The sequence below is a fragment of the Frankia sp. CpI1-P genome (assembly GCF_001421075.1).
GTDB classification, from domain to species: domain Bacteria; phylum Actinomycetota; class Actinomycetes; order Frankiales; family Frankiaceae; genus Frankia; species Frankia torreyi.
This window is the reverse complement of the sequence record NZ_LJJX01000063.1, coordinates 18377-33715: the sequence shown is the minus strand read 5'-3', so window position 1 is coordinate 33715 and position 15339 is coordinate 18377. Positions and strand designations below refer to the sequence as shown.

At 72.0% G+C, this 15339-nt stretch carries 5 protein-coding genes and 19 pseudogenes; 12 read left to right on the top strand and 12 right to left on the bottom strand.

Annotated elements, in window-relative coordinates; translation table 11 throughout:
• From FF86_RS32645 to FF86_RS27065, 4 genes and pseudogenes are all read left to right on the top strand, one after another.
• Positions 1 to 147 (top strand): annotated as a pseudogene (locus tag FF86_RS32645) (IS4 family transposase); the annotation flags it as partial.
• 556 nt (positions 148 to 703) lie between these two features.
• Positions 704 to 1875 (top strand): annotated as a pseudogene (locus FF86_RS58785) (glycosyltransferase); the annotation flags it as partial.
• Position 1876: 1 nt separating this feature from the next.
• A pseudogene (locus tag FF86_RS58780) lies at positions 1877 to 2076 on the top strand (glycosyltransferase family 2 protein); the annotation flags it as partial.
• A gap of 780 nt (positions 2077 to 2856) precedes the next feature.
• Positions 2857 to 4083: a radical SAM protein gene (locus FF86_RS27065; protein WP_313954390.1), complete on the top strand. Its 1227-nt coding sequence runs from the start codon at positions 2857 to 2859 to the stop codon at positions 4081 to 4083.
• Between the two features lie 24 nt (positions 4084 to 4107).
• On the opposite strand, the gene FF86_RS27060 is transcribed toward FF86_RS27065, so the two are convergent.
• A complete protein-coding gene (locus tag FF86_RS27060) occupies positions 4108 to 5862 on the bottom strand; it encodes a sensor domain-containing diguanylate cyclase (RefSeq protein ID WP_052681456.1) in 1755 nt (584 codons plus the stop codon).
• 240 nt (positions 5863 to 6102) lie between these two features.
• Here FF86_RS27060 and FF86_RS64430 point away from each other — a divergent pair.
• A pseudogene (locus FF86_RS64430) lies at positions 6103 to 6374 on the top strand (PIG-L deacetylase family protein); the annotation flags it as partial.
• Position 6375: 1 nt separating this feature from the next.
• Positions 6376 to 6765: pseudogene (locus tag FF86_RS58770) on the top strand (PIG-L deacetylase family protein); the annotation flags it as partial.
• Between the two features lie 345 nt (positions 6766 to 7110).
• Here the strand turns inward: FF86_RS58770 and FF86_RS58765 are convergent.
• The 8 pseudogenes from FF86_RS58765 to FF86_RS68610 all read right to left on the bottom strand — a co-directional run.
• Positions 7111 to 7922, bottom strand: a pseudogene (locus FF86_RS58765) (glycosyltransferase family 4 protein); the annotation flags it as partial.
• A 1-nt stretch (position 7923) separates the two neighbouring features.
• A pseudogene (locus tag FF86_RS58760) lies at positions 7924 to 8004 on the bottom strand (hypothetical protein); the annotation flags it as partial.
• Between the two features lies 1 nt (position 8005).
• Positions 8006 to 8304, bottom strand: a pseudogene (locus FF86_RS58755) (glycosyltransferase family 1 protein); the annotation flags it as partial.
• Position 8305: 1 nt separating this feature from the next.
• A pseudogene (locus tag FF86_RS58750) lies at positions 8306 to 8354 on the bottom strand (hypothetical protein); the annotation flags it as partial.
• 691 nt (positions 8355 to 9045) lie between these two features.
• Positions 9046 to 9189: pseudogene (locus tag FF86_RS58745) on the bottom strand (amidohydrolase); the annotation flags it as partial.
• 1 nt (position 9190) lies between these two features.
• Positions 9191 to 9597: pseudogene (locus FF86_RS58740) on the bottom strand (amidohydrolase family protein); the annotation flags it as partial.
• 1 nt (position 9598) lies between these two features.
• A pseudogene (locus FF86_RS58735) lies at positions 9599 to 9808 on the bottom strand (amidohydrolase family protein); the annotation flags it as partial.
• A gap of 1 nt (position 9809) precedes the next feature.
• Positions 9810 to 10260, bottom strand: a pseudogene (locus FF86_RS68610) (amidohydrolase); the annotation flags it as partial.
• A gap of 270 nt (positions 10261 to 10530) precedes the next feature.
• Here FF86_RS68610 and FF86_RS27040 point away from each other — a divergent pair.
• The 4 genes and pseudogenes from FF86_RS27040 (at position 10531) to FF86_RS27030 (ending at position 12899) form a co-directional block, all read left to right on the top strand.
• The gene (locus FF86_RS27040) at positions 10531 to 11832 is read left to right on the top strand and encodes a response regulator transcription factor (RefSeq protein WP_044887933.1); all 1302 of its coding nucleotides are present in this window, start codon (positions 10531 to 10533) and stop codon (positions 11830 to 11832) included.
• Positions 11833 to 11935: 103 nt separating this feature from the next.
• Positions 11936 to 12268, top strand: a pseudogene (locus tag FF86_RS58725) (VOC family protein); the annotation flags it as partial.
• 1 nt (position 12269) lies between these two features.
• Positions 12270 to 12502, top strand: a pseudogene (locus FF86_RS58720) (VOC family protein); the annotation flags it as partial.
• A gap of 52 nt (positions 12503 to 12554) precedes the next feature.
• Positions 12555 to 12899 carry an NIPSNAP family protein gene (locus FF86_RS27030; protein ID WP_242419699.1) on the top strand — a complete coding sequence of 115 codons (345 nt, stop codon included), beginning with the start codon at positions 12555 to 12557 and terminating at the stop codon, positions 12897 to 12899.
• 45 nt (positions 12900 to 12944) lie between these two features.
• Here the strand turns inward: FF86_RS27030 and FF86_RS63220 are convergent.
• From FF86_RS63220 to FF86_RS27025, 3 genes and pseudogenes are all read right to left on the bottom strand, one after another.
• A pseudogene (locus FF86_RS63220) lies at positions 12945 to 13000 on the bottom strand (hypothetical protein); the annotation flags it as partial.
• A 1-nt stretch (position 13001) separates the two neighbouring features.
• Positions 13002 to 13118, bottom strand: a pseudogene (locus tag FF86_RS58715) (hypothetical protein); the annotation flags it as partial.
• Position 13119: 1 nt separating this feature from the next.
• On the bottom strand, positions 13120 to 14138 hold a 1019-nt coding region (locus FF86_RS27025), incomplete at its 3' end, for a PrpF domain-containing protein (protein WP_255355941.1).
• A gap of 102 nt (positions 14139 to 14240) precedes the next feature.
• Between FF86_RS27025 and FF86_RS58710 the strand changes: the two are divergent.
• Positions 14241 to 15025, top strand: a pseudogene (locus FF86_RS58710) (CoA-binding protein); the annotation flags it as partial.
• Between the two features lies 1 nt (position 15026).
• Positions 15027 to 15281 (top strand): annotated as a pseudogene (locus FF86_RS58705) (CoA-binding protein); the annotation flags it as partial.
• Between the last annotated feature and the right edge of the window lie 58 nt (positions 15282 to 15339).

The following is a 15339-nucleotide window of genomic DNA, read 5'->3' as shown; positions in this document are numbered from 1 at the left end:
ATCCACGACACCGCGCTGGTCGAAGGGATCGACCCCGACCGGCTCTCCTTCACCCACACCGTCAAAGTCGTCCGCCGCCAAGTCGTGCGCCGGGCGCTTTTCCCCCCTCCGCCGGACGGCCCGGATCCTGGCCGCGGTGACCGCTGAGATCGCCGAACACGTCCTACCGAAACGGCTCCGCTCCCNCCCCCGCGTCGTCCGACGCACCAAACGCNCNCCGTTCCCCGCCAAGAAGCCGATCGANAAGCACCTCGCAGGACCGCCNCCCACCGTGGTCACAGTCCTGATCCGAACCTAAAGTTCCTGGTATTGCGTCGACACCTGGCGGNGGCACAAAGTCTCGTTCGTGCTGGTGGAGAACGGCACACTGCCGGAGAACATCACTTACACCCGGGCGCTGTACCTGGCCATCGAACGGTACGGGCGCGAGGAGGGGTTCGGCCGATTCGTGCTCTGGCGCGACCACGACCTGATGTGGCAGAGCGAGCCGGGCGCGGGCAAGTACGGAACCTTTCCCTACCCGCACGCGGTCGCCCCCGTCGACTCACCGCACATCCAGTATCTGGTCCAGCACGCCGAGGCCCGCCGCCGGATGCTGCACTGGCAGCCCGACCTGCGTCACCTCGCGGTCCTGCCGAACACGTTCAGCGCGCCGCCGNCCGCCGTCGACGAACACAACGCCGGTTTCCGTCGGGACCACGGCATTCCGGCGCAGGCGATCCTCATCGCCCGTCCCACCCGCCTCATCCCGCAGAAGCGCATCGACCGCGACATCCATCTCCTCGCGGCACTGCTCGCCCATCCACGGCTGCCCGACGACATTCACCTGTTCGTCACCGGCGACCGGGTGGAATCCCCGACCGAGTACGCGCGTCTCGCCGCGTTCGCCCGGCGGCTCGGGGTGGCCGACCGGGTGGTGTTCGGCGGCTGGCTCGCCCCGCACGCCGGCGAGGTGGGTCGACCGGCGGGGCGCGGTTATTCGGTGCGGGATCTGCTCGCCCACGCCGACCTGGTCTCGTTCCTGACCTCCGGCGACTACGAGAGTTACGGCAATCCGATCGGGGAGGCCATCGCCGCCGGCGTCCCGTACATCACCACCGGCTATGACCTGTACGACGCGGTGTACGGCAGCGCGGGATTCCAGGCGCCGGTGATGGATCTCGCGGCCGGCGACCTGCCGACGCCGGACTTCGTCGACGCCGTCGCGGACCTGCTCGTCGACGCCGAGACGCGCCGGCGGACCGTCGCCGTCAACCGCCGGCTCGGTGCCCGACGCCTCGCCCGCAGCCGTCGCCAGGTCCGCGACCTGCTCGACGGGATGGTCGGGCCGGCGGCGGCACCACGGCCCACGCCGATGGACGCCGGCATCCGGATGAGCGTCGTGCTGCCGGTCTACAACGAGGCCGCGAACCTGCCGGCGGTGCTGGCGTCGCTGCACGGCCAGTGCGGCGACGACGGGACGCCGCTGCGGGACAGGGCGCCGTACGAGGTGGTGGTCGTCGACAACAACTCCACCGACGCCACCGTCGACGTCGCCCGCGGGTTCGCCGCCACGCATCCCGACCTCCCCGTCCAGGTGATCCATGAGGGCGAGCAGGGGGTCGCCTGCGCCCGCCGGGCGGGCATGCAGTTCGCGGTCGCGCGCAGCCGGGCCCGGGCCGAGGCCGAACCGGCCCGGCGGTTCTACCTGGTCTCCGCGGACGCGGACTGCCGGGTCGACCCCACCTGGCTGTGGGAGCTGTTCGTCGCCATGGAGGCGGGAAAGGCGGCGATCGGGGTCTGTGACTACTACTACCGCGCCGAGCATTTCGCCGGCCGGCCGCGGCTGTGGGCCGCGATCGACCGGACCCTGCGCTGCCGCGCGGTGACCTTCCGNCTGTTCGGCGGATTTCCCGACGGAAAGGGCTTCGCGGTCGAGCGCGGCGCGTACGAGAAGGTCGGCGGAATCGAGATCTTCTATCAGGTTCAGGACGGCCGGTTCGTCCCGCACCTGTCCGACGACTGGGATTTCGGCATCGCGGTGCGGGGATCCGGCGAGGAGATCGTGTACGCCCCGAGATCGCGGGTCGAGATCAANCCCCGGCGGGTCGACCACGCCCTGGACGAGGTCATCGCCGGCCGGGCGTACGGCCACGGCGGCACGATCGTGATGCGCGACATCCGGGACCCCGACCTTACCGTCGACGGAGCCCNGGACCTCACCGCGGCGCAGGCACGGCAGGCGTGGGAGTTCTCCGTCAAGGACTTCACGCCGAAGAACACGATCCTGCCCGTCCTGCTCACCCCGTCCCTGCTCGACGACGCCGCCGTGGCGGATTTCTTCACGCCGTCGTTGGCCCGGCGGCTGGGCCGCCGCAGCGCCGAGATCATCGCCGAGATGCGCGTCGTCGACCTCACTCCGATCCACGCCTACAAGACGCCGAGCTACCGGTTGTACTTCGAGTTCGCCGACGAGATCTTCGCCCGGCTGCGCGCGACGGCGGGGTCGGACATCGGCCGTCCACCGCCGCTGCCGACCTGCCTGCGTGAGGTGCCCGCCGGCCGTTTCCGGGAGTTCGTCCGCTATTACTGCGAGGACCGGGAATCGGGCGCGGCCCACGACTACTTCGGCAACGGCGGGGNGTTCTGATGACGATCGTCGGCGAGAACGCGGAACTGGCCTCTCTGCGGGAGATCGACCCGTCGTACCCGACTCCGACGGTGCTGTCCGTACTCGGCGCGCCGCAGAACCGGGAACTGCTGGACTACGTCGCCCGGGATCCGTTCGGTGCGCACGTCTTTCCCGGCGATCTGGNCGACCATCCGCCGGAGNTTTTTCTCGCCGACCTCGCCGACCAGCTCGTCGACACCGCGCCCATCCACCTGTGGTCCTACATTCCGACCTGTTCCTACCGCTGCCGGTTCTGCCAGTACCCGACGGTCCTGATCGCCGGTGAACCCGCGGTGGCCGCGGCCCGGGCGGCCCGGTGGGTGGATCTGAACATCGCCGAGGCTCGGCTCTGGCTCGACCGGGTGCCCACCCTGGCGGCTGCGCCGGTCGGCGAGTTCAACGTCTTCGGTGGCACACCGTCCCTGCTGCCCGCCTCCGCCATCCGCAGGCTTCTCGGGTTCTACCGGGAGAACTTCGGCTTCACCCCCGACACCGCGATCCGGTTCGAGGGCGATCCGAGCAGCCTCACGGCCGAGCAACTGGAGACACTCGCCGAGCTCGGCGTCACCAAGCTGTCCTGCGGCGTGCAGTCCTTCGACGACCGGGTGCTGGCGCAGTCCGGCCGGCCGCACACCGGCGCGCGGTGCGTGGAGTTCATCCGGGACGCCCAGCGGCTGGGGTTCGCCTGGATCAGCGTCGACCTGATGTACGGCCTGCTGGACCAGACCGTCGACAGCGTCCGCCGGGACCTGGACGTCGTCGTGGACACCGGACCGACCGCGGTGGTCTGCACGAAACTTCACCTGCGGCCCTATGCCGAGACAAGGACCGGGGTCGCCGGGGAGCGGCCGGCGGCCTGGCAGATTCCCGCCTACCGCGACCGGCTCGCCGCCGCCGGCCATCGTTGGCCGACGCTCGGCGAGCAGTACCAGATGCGTGAGGTGCTCACCGACGGGCTGGCCGGCGCCGGTTATGTGGAGCATCCGACCATGTACTTCGCCCGCGCCGGGTTCGGTCCCGAAACCTGGAAGTCGATCATGGTGGATCAGGACCGGCAGGAGGCCGAGGTGGCGATCGGCCTCGGCGGCAGCTCGAGCTGCCGTGCCTCGGAGGCGATCACCGAGGTGGCCTGGGGGCGCTACACCGCGGCCATCGAGTCCGGCCGGCTGCCGCTGGCGTCCGCGACGTCGTTCTCGCCGGCCGCCCGTGAGTCACGGGCGGTCCGGATGGCCCTGTCCACCCTGCAACCGCTGCGTGATCGCCTGCACCGCGCCCGGTTTCCCGGCAGCTCCCTGCTCGCCGAGCCGTGGCGGGGCCGGTTCCGCGCCCTGGCGGACCGCGGGCTGGCCGGCGTCGACGAGTCCGCCGGGACGGTGACGCTGACCCGGGACGGCCGGACGCTGGTCGAGGCGATCATCAACACCGCCCTGTGACGGGTGGGTCGGGGCGCTCGGCGGTCAGCAGTGCACGGTGTGCAGGAGGGCCGAGACCGCGGCGAGTCTCAGCATGATCAGTTCGTTCGCGTCGAGGATGTGCCGCAGCCCGTCGGGTTGGGCGAGCTGGTCCGTCAGCCGGATGCGCATGGACCGGTCGTAGGCGATCCGCCGGCCGGGCCCGGCCCGCTTCGCGGCGTACATCGCGAGGTCGGCGGCGTTCAGCAGCTCCTCTCCGTCGCCCAGCTCTTCGCCGTCGCCCAGCTTGGGGCCGGACAGGGCGAGGCCGACGCTGCCGGTCAGCACGATCGGGCGCTCCCGCAGCTGGGTCGGTACCGCCAGCGCCGCGAGCACCCGGTCGGCGATCGCCGCCAGATCCGCGATGCTGGCCACGTCCTCGCACAGGACGGCGAACTCGTCGCCGGCGAGCCGGCCCACCACGTCACCGGGTCGCACCGCCTGTCCCAGCCGGACGGCGGTGGCCCGCAGCACCTCGTCGCCGGCCTGGTGTCCGAGGGTGTCGTTGACCGCCTTGAAGCCGTCGAGGTCGATGAAGAGCACCCCGACCCGGCGGTCGTCGTGGCGGGCGCGGCGCAGCGCCCGGTCGAGGTGGTCGAGCAGCGCGGTGCGGTTCGGCAGCCCGGTGAGGCCGTCGTGCAGGGATCGATGGCGGATCTCGTTCTCCATCCGAAAGCGGATGGCCGCCGATCCGAGCACCGCGGCGACGGAGTGGAGGAACCCGGCGTCCTGCTCGGTGAACGCCTCCGCGCCCGGCGGCCGCCGCACCTCGATCGTCGCGAGGACCTGGTCGGCCCGCCCGACCGGGACCGTCAGACCGTCCGCTGTGGCCTCATCCGCGGTGTTGGGCGGGACGCGTCGATCCACGCGGGCGAGCAGGCCACCCCGCTGTCCGTACTCGTCCACGTCGTGGGCCTGCACGAGGTCGGCGCCGAGATGGTCGGCCAGTGCTGTCACCGCGCGTTCCCACAACGCGGCCGGAGACTCGGCCTCCAGCGCCCGCTGGCCGAGGTCGGCGATCACCGCCTGTTCGGCGGACCGGACCCGCAGGTTCGCCACGGCCTGCTGTCGTTCGGTGATGTCGGTGACCACCGCGGCGACGGAACCCACCTCGCCGCTGTCCGGGATGGGCACGAGATGCACGTCGAGGCAGCGGCCGAACACCTCCACGATCTCGTTGACCCGCTCCCCGGCCAGCGCCCTGCGCATGATCGAGATGGCCTGGGGAAGATCGGCGAATATCGTGAAGATCGAGGACTGGCGCGCCTCCCACAGCCCCGCCGCAGCCTGCGGATTCACCGTCCCCTCGCTCACCAGGACCCGGCCGTCGCGGTCCGCCAGGAAGATCGACACCGGGGTGTTCTCCACCACGAGCCGGAGCCGGTTGTGCGCCGCGATCTCCTCGGACACGTCCTGGAGATGGGCGAGGAAGTACTGTTCCCCGTCGGGATCGGTCAGCAGCGCGATGGTGGACAGGGCGTGGACGACGGAGCCGTCCGGGCGCAGCAGACGCAGCATCATCCGGCTCCGGGACCGACCCGTTGCGAGCCGCAGGCGCGCCTGCGCGGTCCAGCGTTCCCTGTCCTCCGGGACGGCGATGTCCTCCCAGGTCAGGCCGATGACCTCGGACTCGGTACGGCCGAGGACGGCGCAGGCGGCCGCGTTGACGCGCCGGATGCGATGGTCCAACGCACCCGTCTCGGTGACCGCAATGTCCAGTACCTCGAAAAGGTCCGGACGCTCCCCCTGCGTCACGACCACTCACCCACTCCGCCCGACCCGTCCCGAGGGCCTTCTACCCGATCGCGCCCAAGGTAATCAGTCAGACACAATGCGCATCACCGGTGAAGATATCGGCGATAAGCCGTAGGTCACCGGGGTTTGACCAGTTCCTCGTCGCCGGTCGCGACCGGGGAGGTCGGAGGCGCTCGCTACAGTGATTCTCGGCCGTGATCGGATCCTCGGCCGTGATCGGACCAGTCGCACGGGGAGATCGACAGGATGGATGTGGCGAAGGCGGTCCGCCGGGTGATCCCGGGGGATCCGGAGACGGCGCGCGACCGGGTGATGGTGCCGGCACGCTCGCTGTGGCGCAGGGCCTGGGCCCGGCGCGGCATCGACATCACCTCGTCCATGGCGACGAGATCCTGTCTCGTGGTCGCCCCGCACCCCGACGACGAGACGTTGGGGTGCGCGGTGGCGATCCTGCGCAAGCGGGCCGCCGGCACCCCGGTCACGGTGGTGATCGTCAGTGATGGCTCCCGCGGGGAGCCNGCGACGCTGCCGCCGGCGGAGCTGGTCGAGCTGCGCAAGGCGGAGACACGCCGGGCCTGCGCCCTGCTGGACGTCGACGAGTCCGACGTGCTGTTCCTCGGATTCCCCGACGCGGAGCTCACCGAGGAGGTGGAGGCCGTCGCCGCGCGGCTCGGCGAGCTCATCGGCGCCCTCGCGCCCGAGCAGATCCTGGCACCGACCTCCTGCGAGGGGCATCCGGACCACGACGCGACCAACGAGGCGGTCCGCCGGGCGGTGGCGGCGACCGGGTACCGCGGCCAGGTGCTCGAATACACCGTCTGGCTCTGGACGCACTGGCCCTGGACCCTGGGGTACGGGTCGGCGGGCTGGTCGGCGCAGCGGCTGCTCGTCCAGCCGGTCCATCGGTTGNGGGAACGCCGCCCGTTGCTGGTGGACGCACGCGGCCTGCGGGCGCGCCAGCGCCTGGCCCTCGCGGAGCACGCCACCCAGGTGGGGGAGGGGGACGCGGAGCCCGACGCCGCCGCGCCGGTGACCGGCTCGCTGCTCGCGACCCTGCAGAGCCCGTACGAGGTCTACGTCGACGCGGGGGCGCTGAACCACCTCGACTTCGACCGTCCGTGGCGGTCCGACCCCGGCGCCGTCCGACCCCGGTAGCGTCCGGCGCCGGTAGCGGCGCCGGCCCGGCGACGGGCCCCGGGCCGACCTGCACCGCCCACCGGGGCGGCCGGTCGGCCGGTCGGCCGGGGCGCCGCCTCAGCCGCGGGGGGCGGGCCAGTGCCGGCGCCGTTCCCCGGGCAGGTCGGGGTAGAGGGCGCCGGTGGCCGGGGGGCTCGACCGGCGGCGTTGCTGCGGCAGGTTCTGCGCCCCGAAGTGCGCGATGGCGCGCCGGTACGCCTCGACCTTGCGCCGGGCGATGGCCGCGGGTTCGATCTCGACCACGCCGAGACGCCCCCGGGCCCCGAACGCGCTCGCCCGCGCGGGGTCGAGCAGGAACGGCGCCAGCGCGTCGGCCAGCGGCGCCGGATCGCCCGCCGGAACCGAGCACCCCGCCTCCCACCGCTCGACGAAGGGCGCGACCCCGGCCTGGTTCGTGGTCACCACCGGCCGCCCGGCCGCCATCGCCTCGGCGGCGACGATCGAGAAGCTCTCGAAGCGGCTCGGCACCGCGACGACCCGGGCCCGCCGGTAGACCTCCTGGAGCTGGGCACCGGACAGGTGGCCGGTGAACTCCACGTCCAGCCCGAGTTGGAACGCCCGGCGGGCCAGCCACTCGCCCGAGGAAATCCCGTCGATCTCACCCGCCGAGCGCCCCGCGAGGACCAGCCGGTGCGACACCCCCGCCGCGCGCAGCCGCGCCGAGGCGTCGAGCAGGACGTCCACCCCCTTGAAGGCCTCGAGCCGGCCCACGCAGGCGATGGTCGGCGTGGTGTCGGCGACGTCGGGAACGCTCTGCCATGGCTCCGCGTCGAAGGGGTTGGGAATCACCTCGACCTCGCGGTCATCCAGCCAGCCCTGCTCCCGCAGCGTGTCGACGAGGAGCTGGGACGGGGAGGTGACCACGTCGGNCCGGGCGGCCGAGATCCGGTCCAACCGGTCGGCGAGCAGACCCTTCGTCCCGATCGGCTGGCCCGAGAGCCGGACCGTGAGNATGGTCGGGCAGTGCAGGTGGATGGCCAGCGGCACCGAGTGGCGCGCCGCCTGGATCAGGGCCCGGGTCTCGCCGTCCTGCGTCTCGATCACGTCCGGTCGCAGCCCGAGCTGACGTGTCCAGAGGCTGTAGGACAGCGGGAGGCTGGCGCGCAGCGTCAGCGAGTCACGCGGGTACAGCGGCCCTCGAAGCTGGGCTCCGACCCTTCCCAGCGCGCGGCTGACCGGCACCCGCAGTAACGGGCGTCGGTGGACGTGCACCCCGTCCTCCACGGAGTCGGCGATCTGGTAACCCTGCGCNCACAGCACATGCACCTCGTGGCCGAGCCGCGCGAGTGCCGCGGCCAGTGNCGCCGTGTAGGTACCCGCACCGTCCCAGACGACCGGCGGGTACTGCTCGCAGAAGAAGAGAATGCACAGTCGCTGTAAAGAGAGCAATGACTCCGCCACGTGGTGTCCCCGATTCCGCCGTGCCGTAACGAGAGAGTGCGAAGAATATCGCCAATACGTTACTTGGTGGACGGGTCGCGCGTCCGTGTGGTCCGCTGGTTCCGACGAGTTTGAGGGAAACTTAAGGTGACGAGTTGGGGCTGGTACCCCGGTCGTGCCGGTCGCGGCGGTTGCGGGGGGTGGTCCCCGGACGCGCCCGCGCTTGCCGACGAGCGAAAGTTAACATTCGCGTAAGGGTGGAGTGTGGCCAGGCGGTCCGGCGGCCAGCCGGGTCGGATCGTAGGTCTTAGTTACGGTTCAAAGTGGGACCTATCGTCCCTTTCGGCTCCTTGGTGTGGAGAGGGCCGGCGGCGGCGGAGTTCGACGGCCGGGCCGGCGGCGGAGTTCGGCGGTCTCGTCCGTGACAGGCACCGTTGATCCCGTGCCGTTGATCCCGTGCCGTTGATCCCGTGCCGTTGATCCCGTGCCGTTGATCCCGTGCCGTTGATCCCGTGCCGTGAGCCGACCGCGGTGCGCGGATCCGGCGGACCCCGGCAATCAAACAACCGCGGGCGGGTGCGCTCTTCCCGCCGGCGGGCTGGAAGTGAACCGTCAGGAGCGGTCGAGGTCCAGGTCGAGCATGCGGATGGCGTTGCCTCGCATGATCTTGTAGATCTCGTCGTCGGGGACGCCCGCCATGAGCCGCTCGGCCACCTCCCGGGTGTTCGGCCAGGTGGAGTCGGTGTGCGGGTAGTCNGTCTCGAAGGTGATGTTGTCGATGCCGACGTCGTGCCGGGATCGGACGCCGAAGCGGTCGTCGAAGAAGCAGCCGAAGATGCGATTGTGGTAGTAGTGCGAGGGCGGCTCGGGCAGGCCCCCGTCGCCGAGCCAGGAACGGGCGTCACGCCACTTGGCGTCGATCCGTTCCAGCAGGAACGGAATCCAGCCGATCTGCGACTCGGAATAGGCGAGCTTCAGGTTCGGGTAGCGCACCATGAGGCCCGACCAGAGATAGTCCGACATCGAGGCCATGGCATTGTTGAACGCGACGGAGGCGTTCACCGCGTGCGGCGCGTCCGGCGACGTCGACGGCATGCGCGAGGACGACCCGATGTGCATGCACACGACGGTGCCGGTCTCGTCGCAGGCGGCGAAGAACGGGTTNCAGTAGCCGGAGTGGATGCTGGGCAGGCCGAGGAACGGCGGGATCTCGCTGAACGCCACGGCCCGGACGCCGCGGGCGGCGTTGCGCCGGACCTCGGCCGCCGCGAGGTCGGCGTCCCACAGCGGGACCAGGCACAGCGGGATGAGCCGCCCGCCGGAGTCGCCGCACCACTCCTCGACCATCCAGTTGTTGTAGGCCTCGACGCAGGTCNGGCCGAGCTCGCGGTCGTCGGTCGCCTCGTGGAAGGTCTGACCGCAGAACCGGGGGAACGTCGGGAAGCACAGCGACGCCTCGACCCAGTTCACGTCCATGTCCGCCAGCCGGGCCTTCGGGTCGTAGCAGCCCGGCCTCATCTCGTCGTAGGTGATCGAGGTCAGGGACATCTCCTCGCGGGCGAAGCCGACCGCGGCCGTGGTGCGCTTCTGGACGAAGACCAGATCCTCGAAGACCCAGCAGTCCGCCGGACGCCCGCTCGGGTCGAAATCGTGCGCATATCTGGGGCCGGGGCCGACCACCCGGATTCCGGCGACCCCACGACGCTCGACCCGGGGGCCGCGTTCGCGAAACTTCGCGGGCAGCCAGCTCTGCCACAGGTGGGCCGGCTCGACGACGTGGTCATCGGTGCTGACGATCCTCGGGAGTTCGATCCTCGGGAGTTCCATGCGCGCCTCGCAGCTCTCCGAACCGGCGGATGAGCCCGACCGTAACGTCGGCAAGATGTCGCTTACCTGTCGAGCCGCGACTCGTATCCGGATAAAGCTGACTTTGTCTGCACGAAAAGCCCGGATCGTTCCGGGCCCGTCTTCTGCTCGCGGAACGCTGACATTTGACCGAGGAGTCGGGATATCGTCCAGCATCCGCAGAGTGACACGCGACACACAGCCCATCGCAATTCGTGTACTTCGCGACCGTCGTCGCGAGAGGAGCTGGACATGCGGGCAGACACGCAGGCGCAGCGGGCCCAGGATGCCGGTGCCGAACTTCGCCGGGAGGTGCGCCTGGACGGCCCCGTCGTCGTGGTGGCCGACGGCGCCCGGCCCGACGCCGAGGCGCTGGCCCTGCTGGCGGGCCGCGAGCGGTGGCGACTGGTCGAGGCCGGGGGAGTGGACGCCGCCCGCCGCGCCACCTCGCTCCGCAAGGCGTCGCTGATCGCCGTCGTCACCGACGACCCACGGTTCGCCGTCGAAGTGACCCGCGCAATGTGCCGCTCCTGCGACGCCCCGGTCATCGTCGTGGGCGACCTCGACCCGATGATCCGGGTGCGCGTGCTCACCGACGGGGCGGACCTGGCCCTGCCGACCGGGCTGGACCAGTCCGCCGTGGGGGCGCAGATCATGGCCCTGCTCCGCCGGGTCAGCGACACCTGGGAGCCGACCGTGCGCTACCTGAGCGCCGCCGAGCTGCAGGTCGACCTGTGGGCCCGGACCTGCCTGCTGGGCGGGGCGGAGCTCACCCTGTCGCCCACCGAGTTCCGCCTGCTCGCGTACCTGATGCGCCACCCGCACCGGGCCCTGCCGCGGTTCCGGATCGTCCGCACGCTGTGGGGCAGTGCCGGCGGGCCGGGCGACACCAACGCCCTGCGCATCCAGGTCTCCCGGCTCCGCAACAAGATCACCATTGCGGGGCGGCCGACACCGCTGATCCGCGCGGTGCGCGGCGTCGGGTACGAGTTCACCGAGAACGTCCTGGAGATGGGCGACGACGTCAGCGGCGCCGCCGCCCGGCTGACGTCGCTGACGATGCCACGCACGGTCCTCGACATCGCCCGCCGGCTGCCCCGCGCCTCGCAGACCGCGGCGGCGGAGTTCCTCACCACCACGCTGGTGACCAGTTCCGCCTGCGACGCCGCGGCGATCTTCCGCCGCGGCGGCGGGCTCATGCACCTGGTCGCCGAGCGGGGCAACACCGCGCGGTGGCGGGAGCTGATGGCCGGCGGCGTGCCCTTACGGTCCAGCTTCGCCCAGGTCCACGCGTTCGAGACCAGCCAGCCGACCCAGATCGCCGACATCGTCGGCGGCGCGCACGGCTACCGCGAGACGACCCGCGCGCTGGCGGCCGACGGCTTCCACAGCTGCCTGTTCGTCCCGATCTTCAACGGCCCCACCGCCTGGGGCGGGCTGGGCCTGGCCAGCCGGTCCCGCCGCCCGCTCGACCCGGCCGTCACGACCTTCGGCGTGGCGATCGCCGCCATGTTCTCGCTGGTCATCCGGCCGGCGTCCGAACTGGCGGGATGACCGCACTGGCGGGATGACCGCGGGCCGGCGGTTCACCGGGCCGGCGATCGAACGTCAACCGACATCTTCCCGGCGGTAACGTCCCGCCCGAGGAGGACGATCGATGACATTCACGAACTCCCAGAGCAGGGTCGTTCCCGCACCGGTCCGCGCCGCCGACGCGCACGCGCCCACCCGCCTGAGCCACCTGGCCCTGGTGACGCGAGACGCCGCCGCCACCACCGCCTTCTACAGCACCGTGATGCGGATGGAACTTGTGGCCGCGGTGATGCACGAGCGGGTGCCGTCGACCGGGGACACCATGCCCTACCTGCACATCTTCTTCCGGATGCAGGACGGGTCGACGGTGGCCTTCTTCGAGGTTCCCGACCTGCCCGCCGCGGCGCCGGCCCCTCATCCGGCCCACGACGTCTTCCGGCACATCGCGCTGGAGGTGNCCACCACCGACATGGTCGACGAATGGCGGGAATGGGTGCGCGGCCACGGCGTCGACGTTCTCGGTCCGGTCGACCACACCATCATTTACAGCATCTACTTCTACGATCCCGACGGCAACCGGCTCGAGATCACGACGCCGTTGGTCGCCGACTGGAACGACCGGCCGACCCGGGCCCGCCGGACACTCGAGGCGTGGACGGCGACGAAGGAGCGGGCCCGCCGCGACGGCACCNAGGTGTCGGCCGCGCTGCACGACCTCGTCGTCACCTCCGAGTCGACCACCCTTGGCTGAGAGCCGCCGGATGCTGTACGAACTGCGCCGCTACGAGCTGTTCGGCCACAACCGCGACGCCCTCCACGACCGGTTCGCCGACCACACCGTGCCGCTGTTCGACCGGCACGGGTTTCGTCAGGTCGGCTACTTCGAGACCGTGATCGGTGACGGCCCCGACCTCACCTACCTGCTCGCCTGGGACGGCCTCGACGAACGCCAGCGAGCGTGGGCCGAGTTCCACCGGGATCCCGAGTGGGCCGAGGTGCGCCGGCGCAGCACCGCCGAACACGGGCTGCTCGTGGCGAGGACCCACAGCAGCATCCTGCGCCCGCTGCCGTTCTCGAACCTGCGCTGACGCCGTCCGGTGCGACCGACGACGGCATCGGTGTACCGAGGCGGCTCAGCCCGGCAGGTAGGCGGTTCCCGCCAGCAGCCGCCGGGCGGTGCGCAGCACGCNCACCGACACGATCTTCCCAGGCGAGGTGCGGACGGTCACGGTCAACGCGCCCCTGGGATGGGTGATGCGGACCGAACCCGGATCGCCGCTGCGGGCGGCGGCGAACGGCAGGGTGCCNGCGGTGCGGGCGGCGGCGGCCGTGCACAGCGCGGTGGTGATCGGGCAGGCGTGGTGGGCGCGTCCCAGGGACATCGCCCGGACCACGAGATCGGCCGCACCGTGCCGGTCCCCGGCACTCGCCCCGTGGCCGGGGACGGCTTCCGCGGGCGCGGTGGGTCCCGCCTGCGGCGACGGGGAGACGATGGTGAGCCGGGGCAGGACCGGGGAGCCGACCGCGGCCGCGGCCTCGTCGGCCGCGAGCCCGATGCGGACGGCGCCGGCGGCGCGGATGGACTCCAGCCGCGCAAGTAAGCCCGGCGTGGCGTTGAGCGCGACCGGCGCCTCGTCGCCGCGCAGCCCGAGGTCCGCCGCCCGGACGAACACGATCGGCGCCGCCAGGTCGACGAGCGACACCTCGATCGGGTTGCCGACGCTCGGCGTGAGCACGTCGCGCGGTCGGCCGGTCGGCAACAGCGCCCCGGTGACCGGACCGGACGGGTCGAGGTACTCGGTCAGCACCGCCAGCCCCGTGGTGGGCATCCCCGCGAGCCGTGCCTCCTCCCGCCAGTCACCCTCCCGCCAGTCACCCTTCTGCCAGTCGCGGCGGGTCGGCGGGGCCGGCACGAGGGCGTCGATGCGCTGCCCCACGTTGCGGTTGAACATCCGCACCAGGCCGGGTCGGGCGTCGCCGGCGAGCAGGCCCTCCTCCAGGGCGTACACCGCGGCGGCCGCGGTGAGGTTCCCGCAGTTGCCGGCGTAGTCGACGATCGGACGGTCGATGCCGACCTGGACGAACAGGTAGTCGATGTCGCAGCCCGGGTGCTCGCTCGGCCGGACCAGCACCACCTTGCTGGTGCTCGAATGCGTCCCGCCGAGCCCGTCGAGCTGCATCGGGTCGGGCGAGCCCAGCAGGGCCAGGATCGCTCGGTCCCGCTCGGGCCCGGCGCCGGGCAGCGCGTCGTCGGAGACGAACACGCCCTTGCTCGTACCGCCGCGCATGAGCACCAGCGGGATCGCGGTGGCCGTGCTGGGGGTCATTCCTCCTCCGTTCGCCGCGACAGCCGATGTTAGGCCGCCGCCGGCCCGGCGGCGGCGGACTCGGGGGCGCTGGCATCGAACCGAAAGGGTTCCGCGCATACCGTGCTGCCGCGGGCAGGGCCTGCGCGCAGGAGGACCGGGCGAAAGGGGGAGGACGTGGCGGGATCGGAGACCGGGGCGGGTTCGCTGGGCAGGTTGTTGAACCCGGCGTCCGTGGCCGTCGTCGGCGTGAGCGAGCGGCGCCCCATGTCCAATGTCGCCGTGGGCCACCTGCTCGCCGCGCCCGTCGAGCTGCACCTGGTCAGCCCCCGACCTGGCAGCGCCTACGGGCGGGCCACGGTCGCCAGCCTGCGGGCGGTCGGCGGGCCGGTCGACGCCGTGCTCAGCCTGGTCGGCGCGGCGGGGTCGGTGGGCGTCGTCGAGGAGGCGGCGCGGCTCGGGTGCGGCGGGGTGGTCGTCGTGGCCAGCGGGTTCGGTGAGGCCGGCGACGAGGGCCGCGAGCGCCAGGACCGCCTGGCGCGGGCCGCGGCCGGCGCCGCCCTGCCGGTGTGCGGGCCGAACTGCACCGGCCTGGTGAACGTCACCAGCGGAGTGTCGCTGTTCACCGGGACGGCGGTGGCGGTGCCGGCCGGCGGGGTCTCCCTGGTGTCCTCCAGCGGGTACCTGATGCGCGCGGTGATGGCGGCGGCCCGCGAGCGCAACCTCGGCCTGCGCCTGGCGATCTCGGCCGGCAACGAGGCGGTGACGGTGCTGGCCGACTACCTCGACTTCCTCGTCGCCGATCCGCTTACCCGCGTCATCACCGTCGTCATCGAGAAGCTGCGCGACCCGGCGTCGTTCTTCGCTGCGGTCGACCGCGCCCGGGCGGCCGGCAAGCCCGTCGTCGTNCTCAAACTCGGCCGCAGCGAGCGGGCGCGCGCCATCGTGCGCTCGCACACCGGGGCGCTGACCGGCGAGAGCTGGGTCTACGACCTCGCCTTCCGCGCCGCCGGGGTCGTCGACGCCCGCGACGTCGACGACCTGATGGACCGGGCGGCGATCCTGGCCCAGCTCCCCGCGCACCGGCTGCGTCCGGTCGAGCGGATCGCCGTGATCGCCTCCTCGGGCGGCGTCGCCGCGCTGGCCTCGGACGTGCTGGCCGGCNGGGACGTCGAGACGCCGGAGCTGACCGAGATCGCCGACGAGGTGCGGGCGATCATCC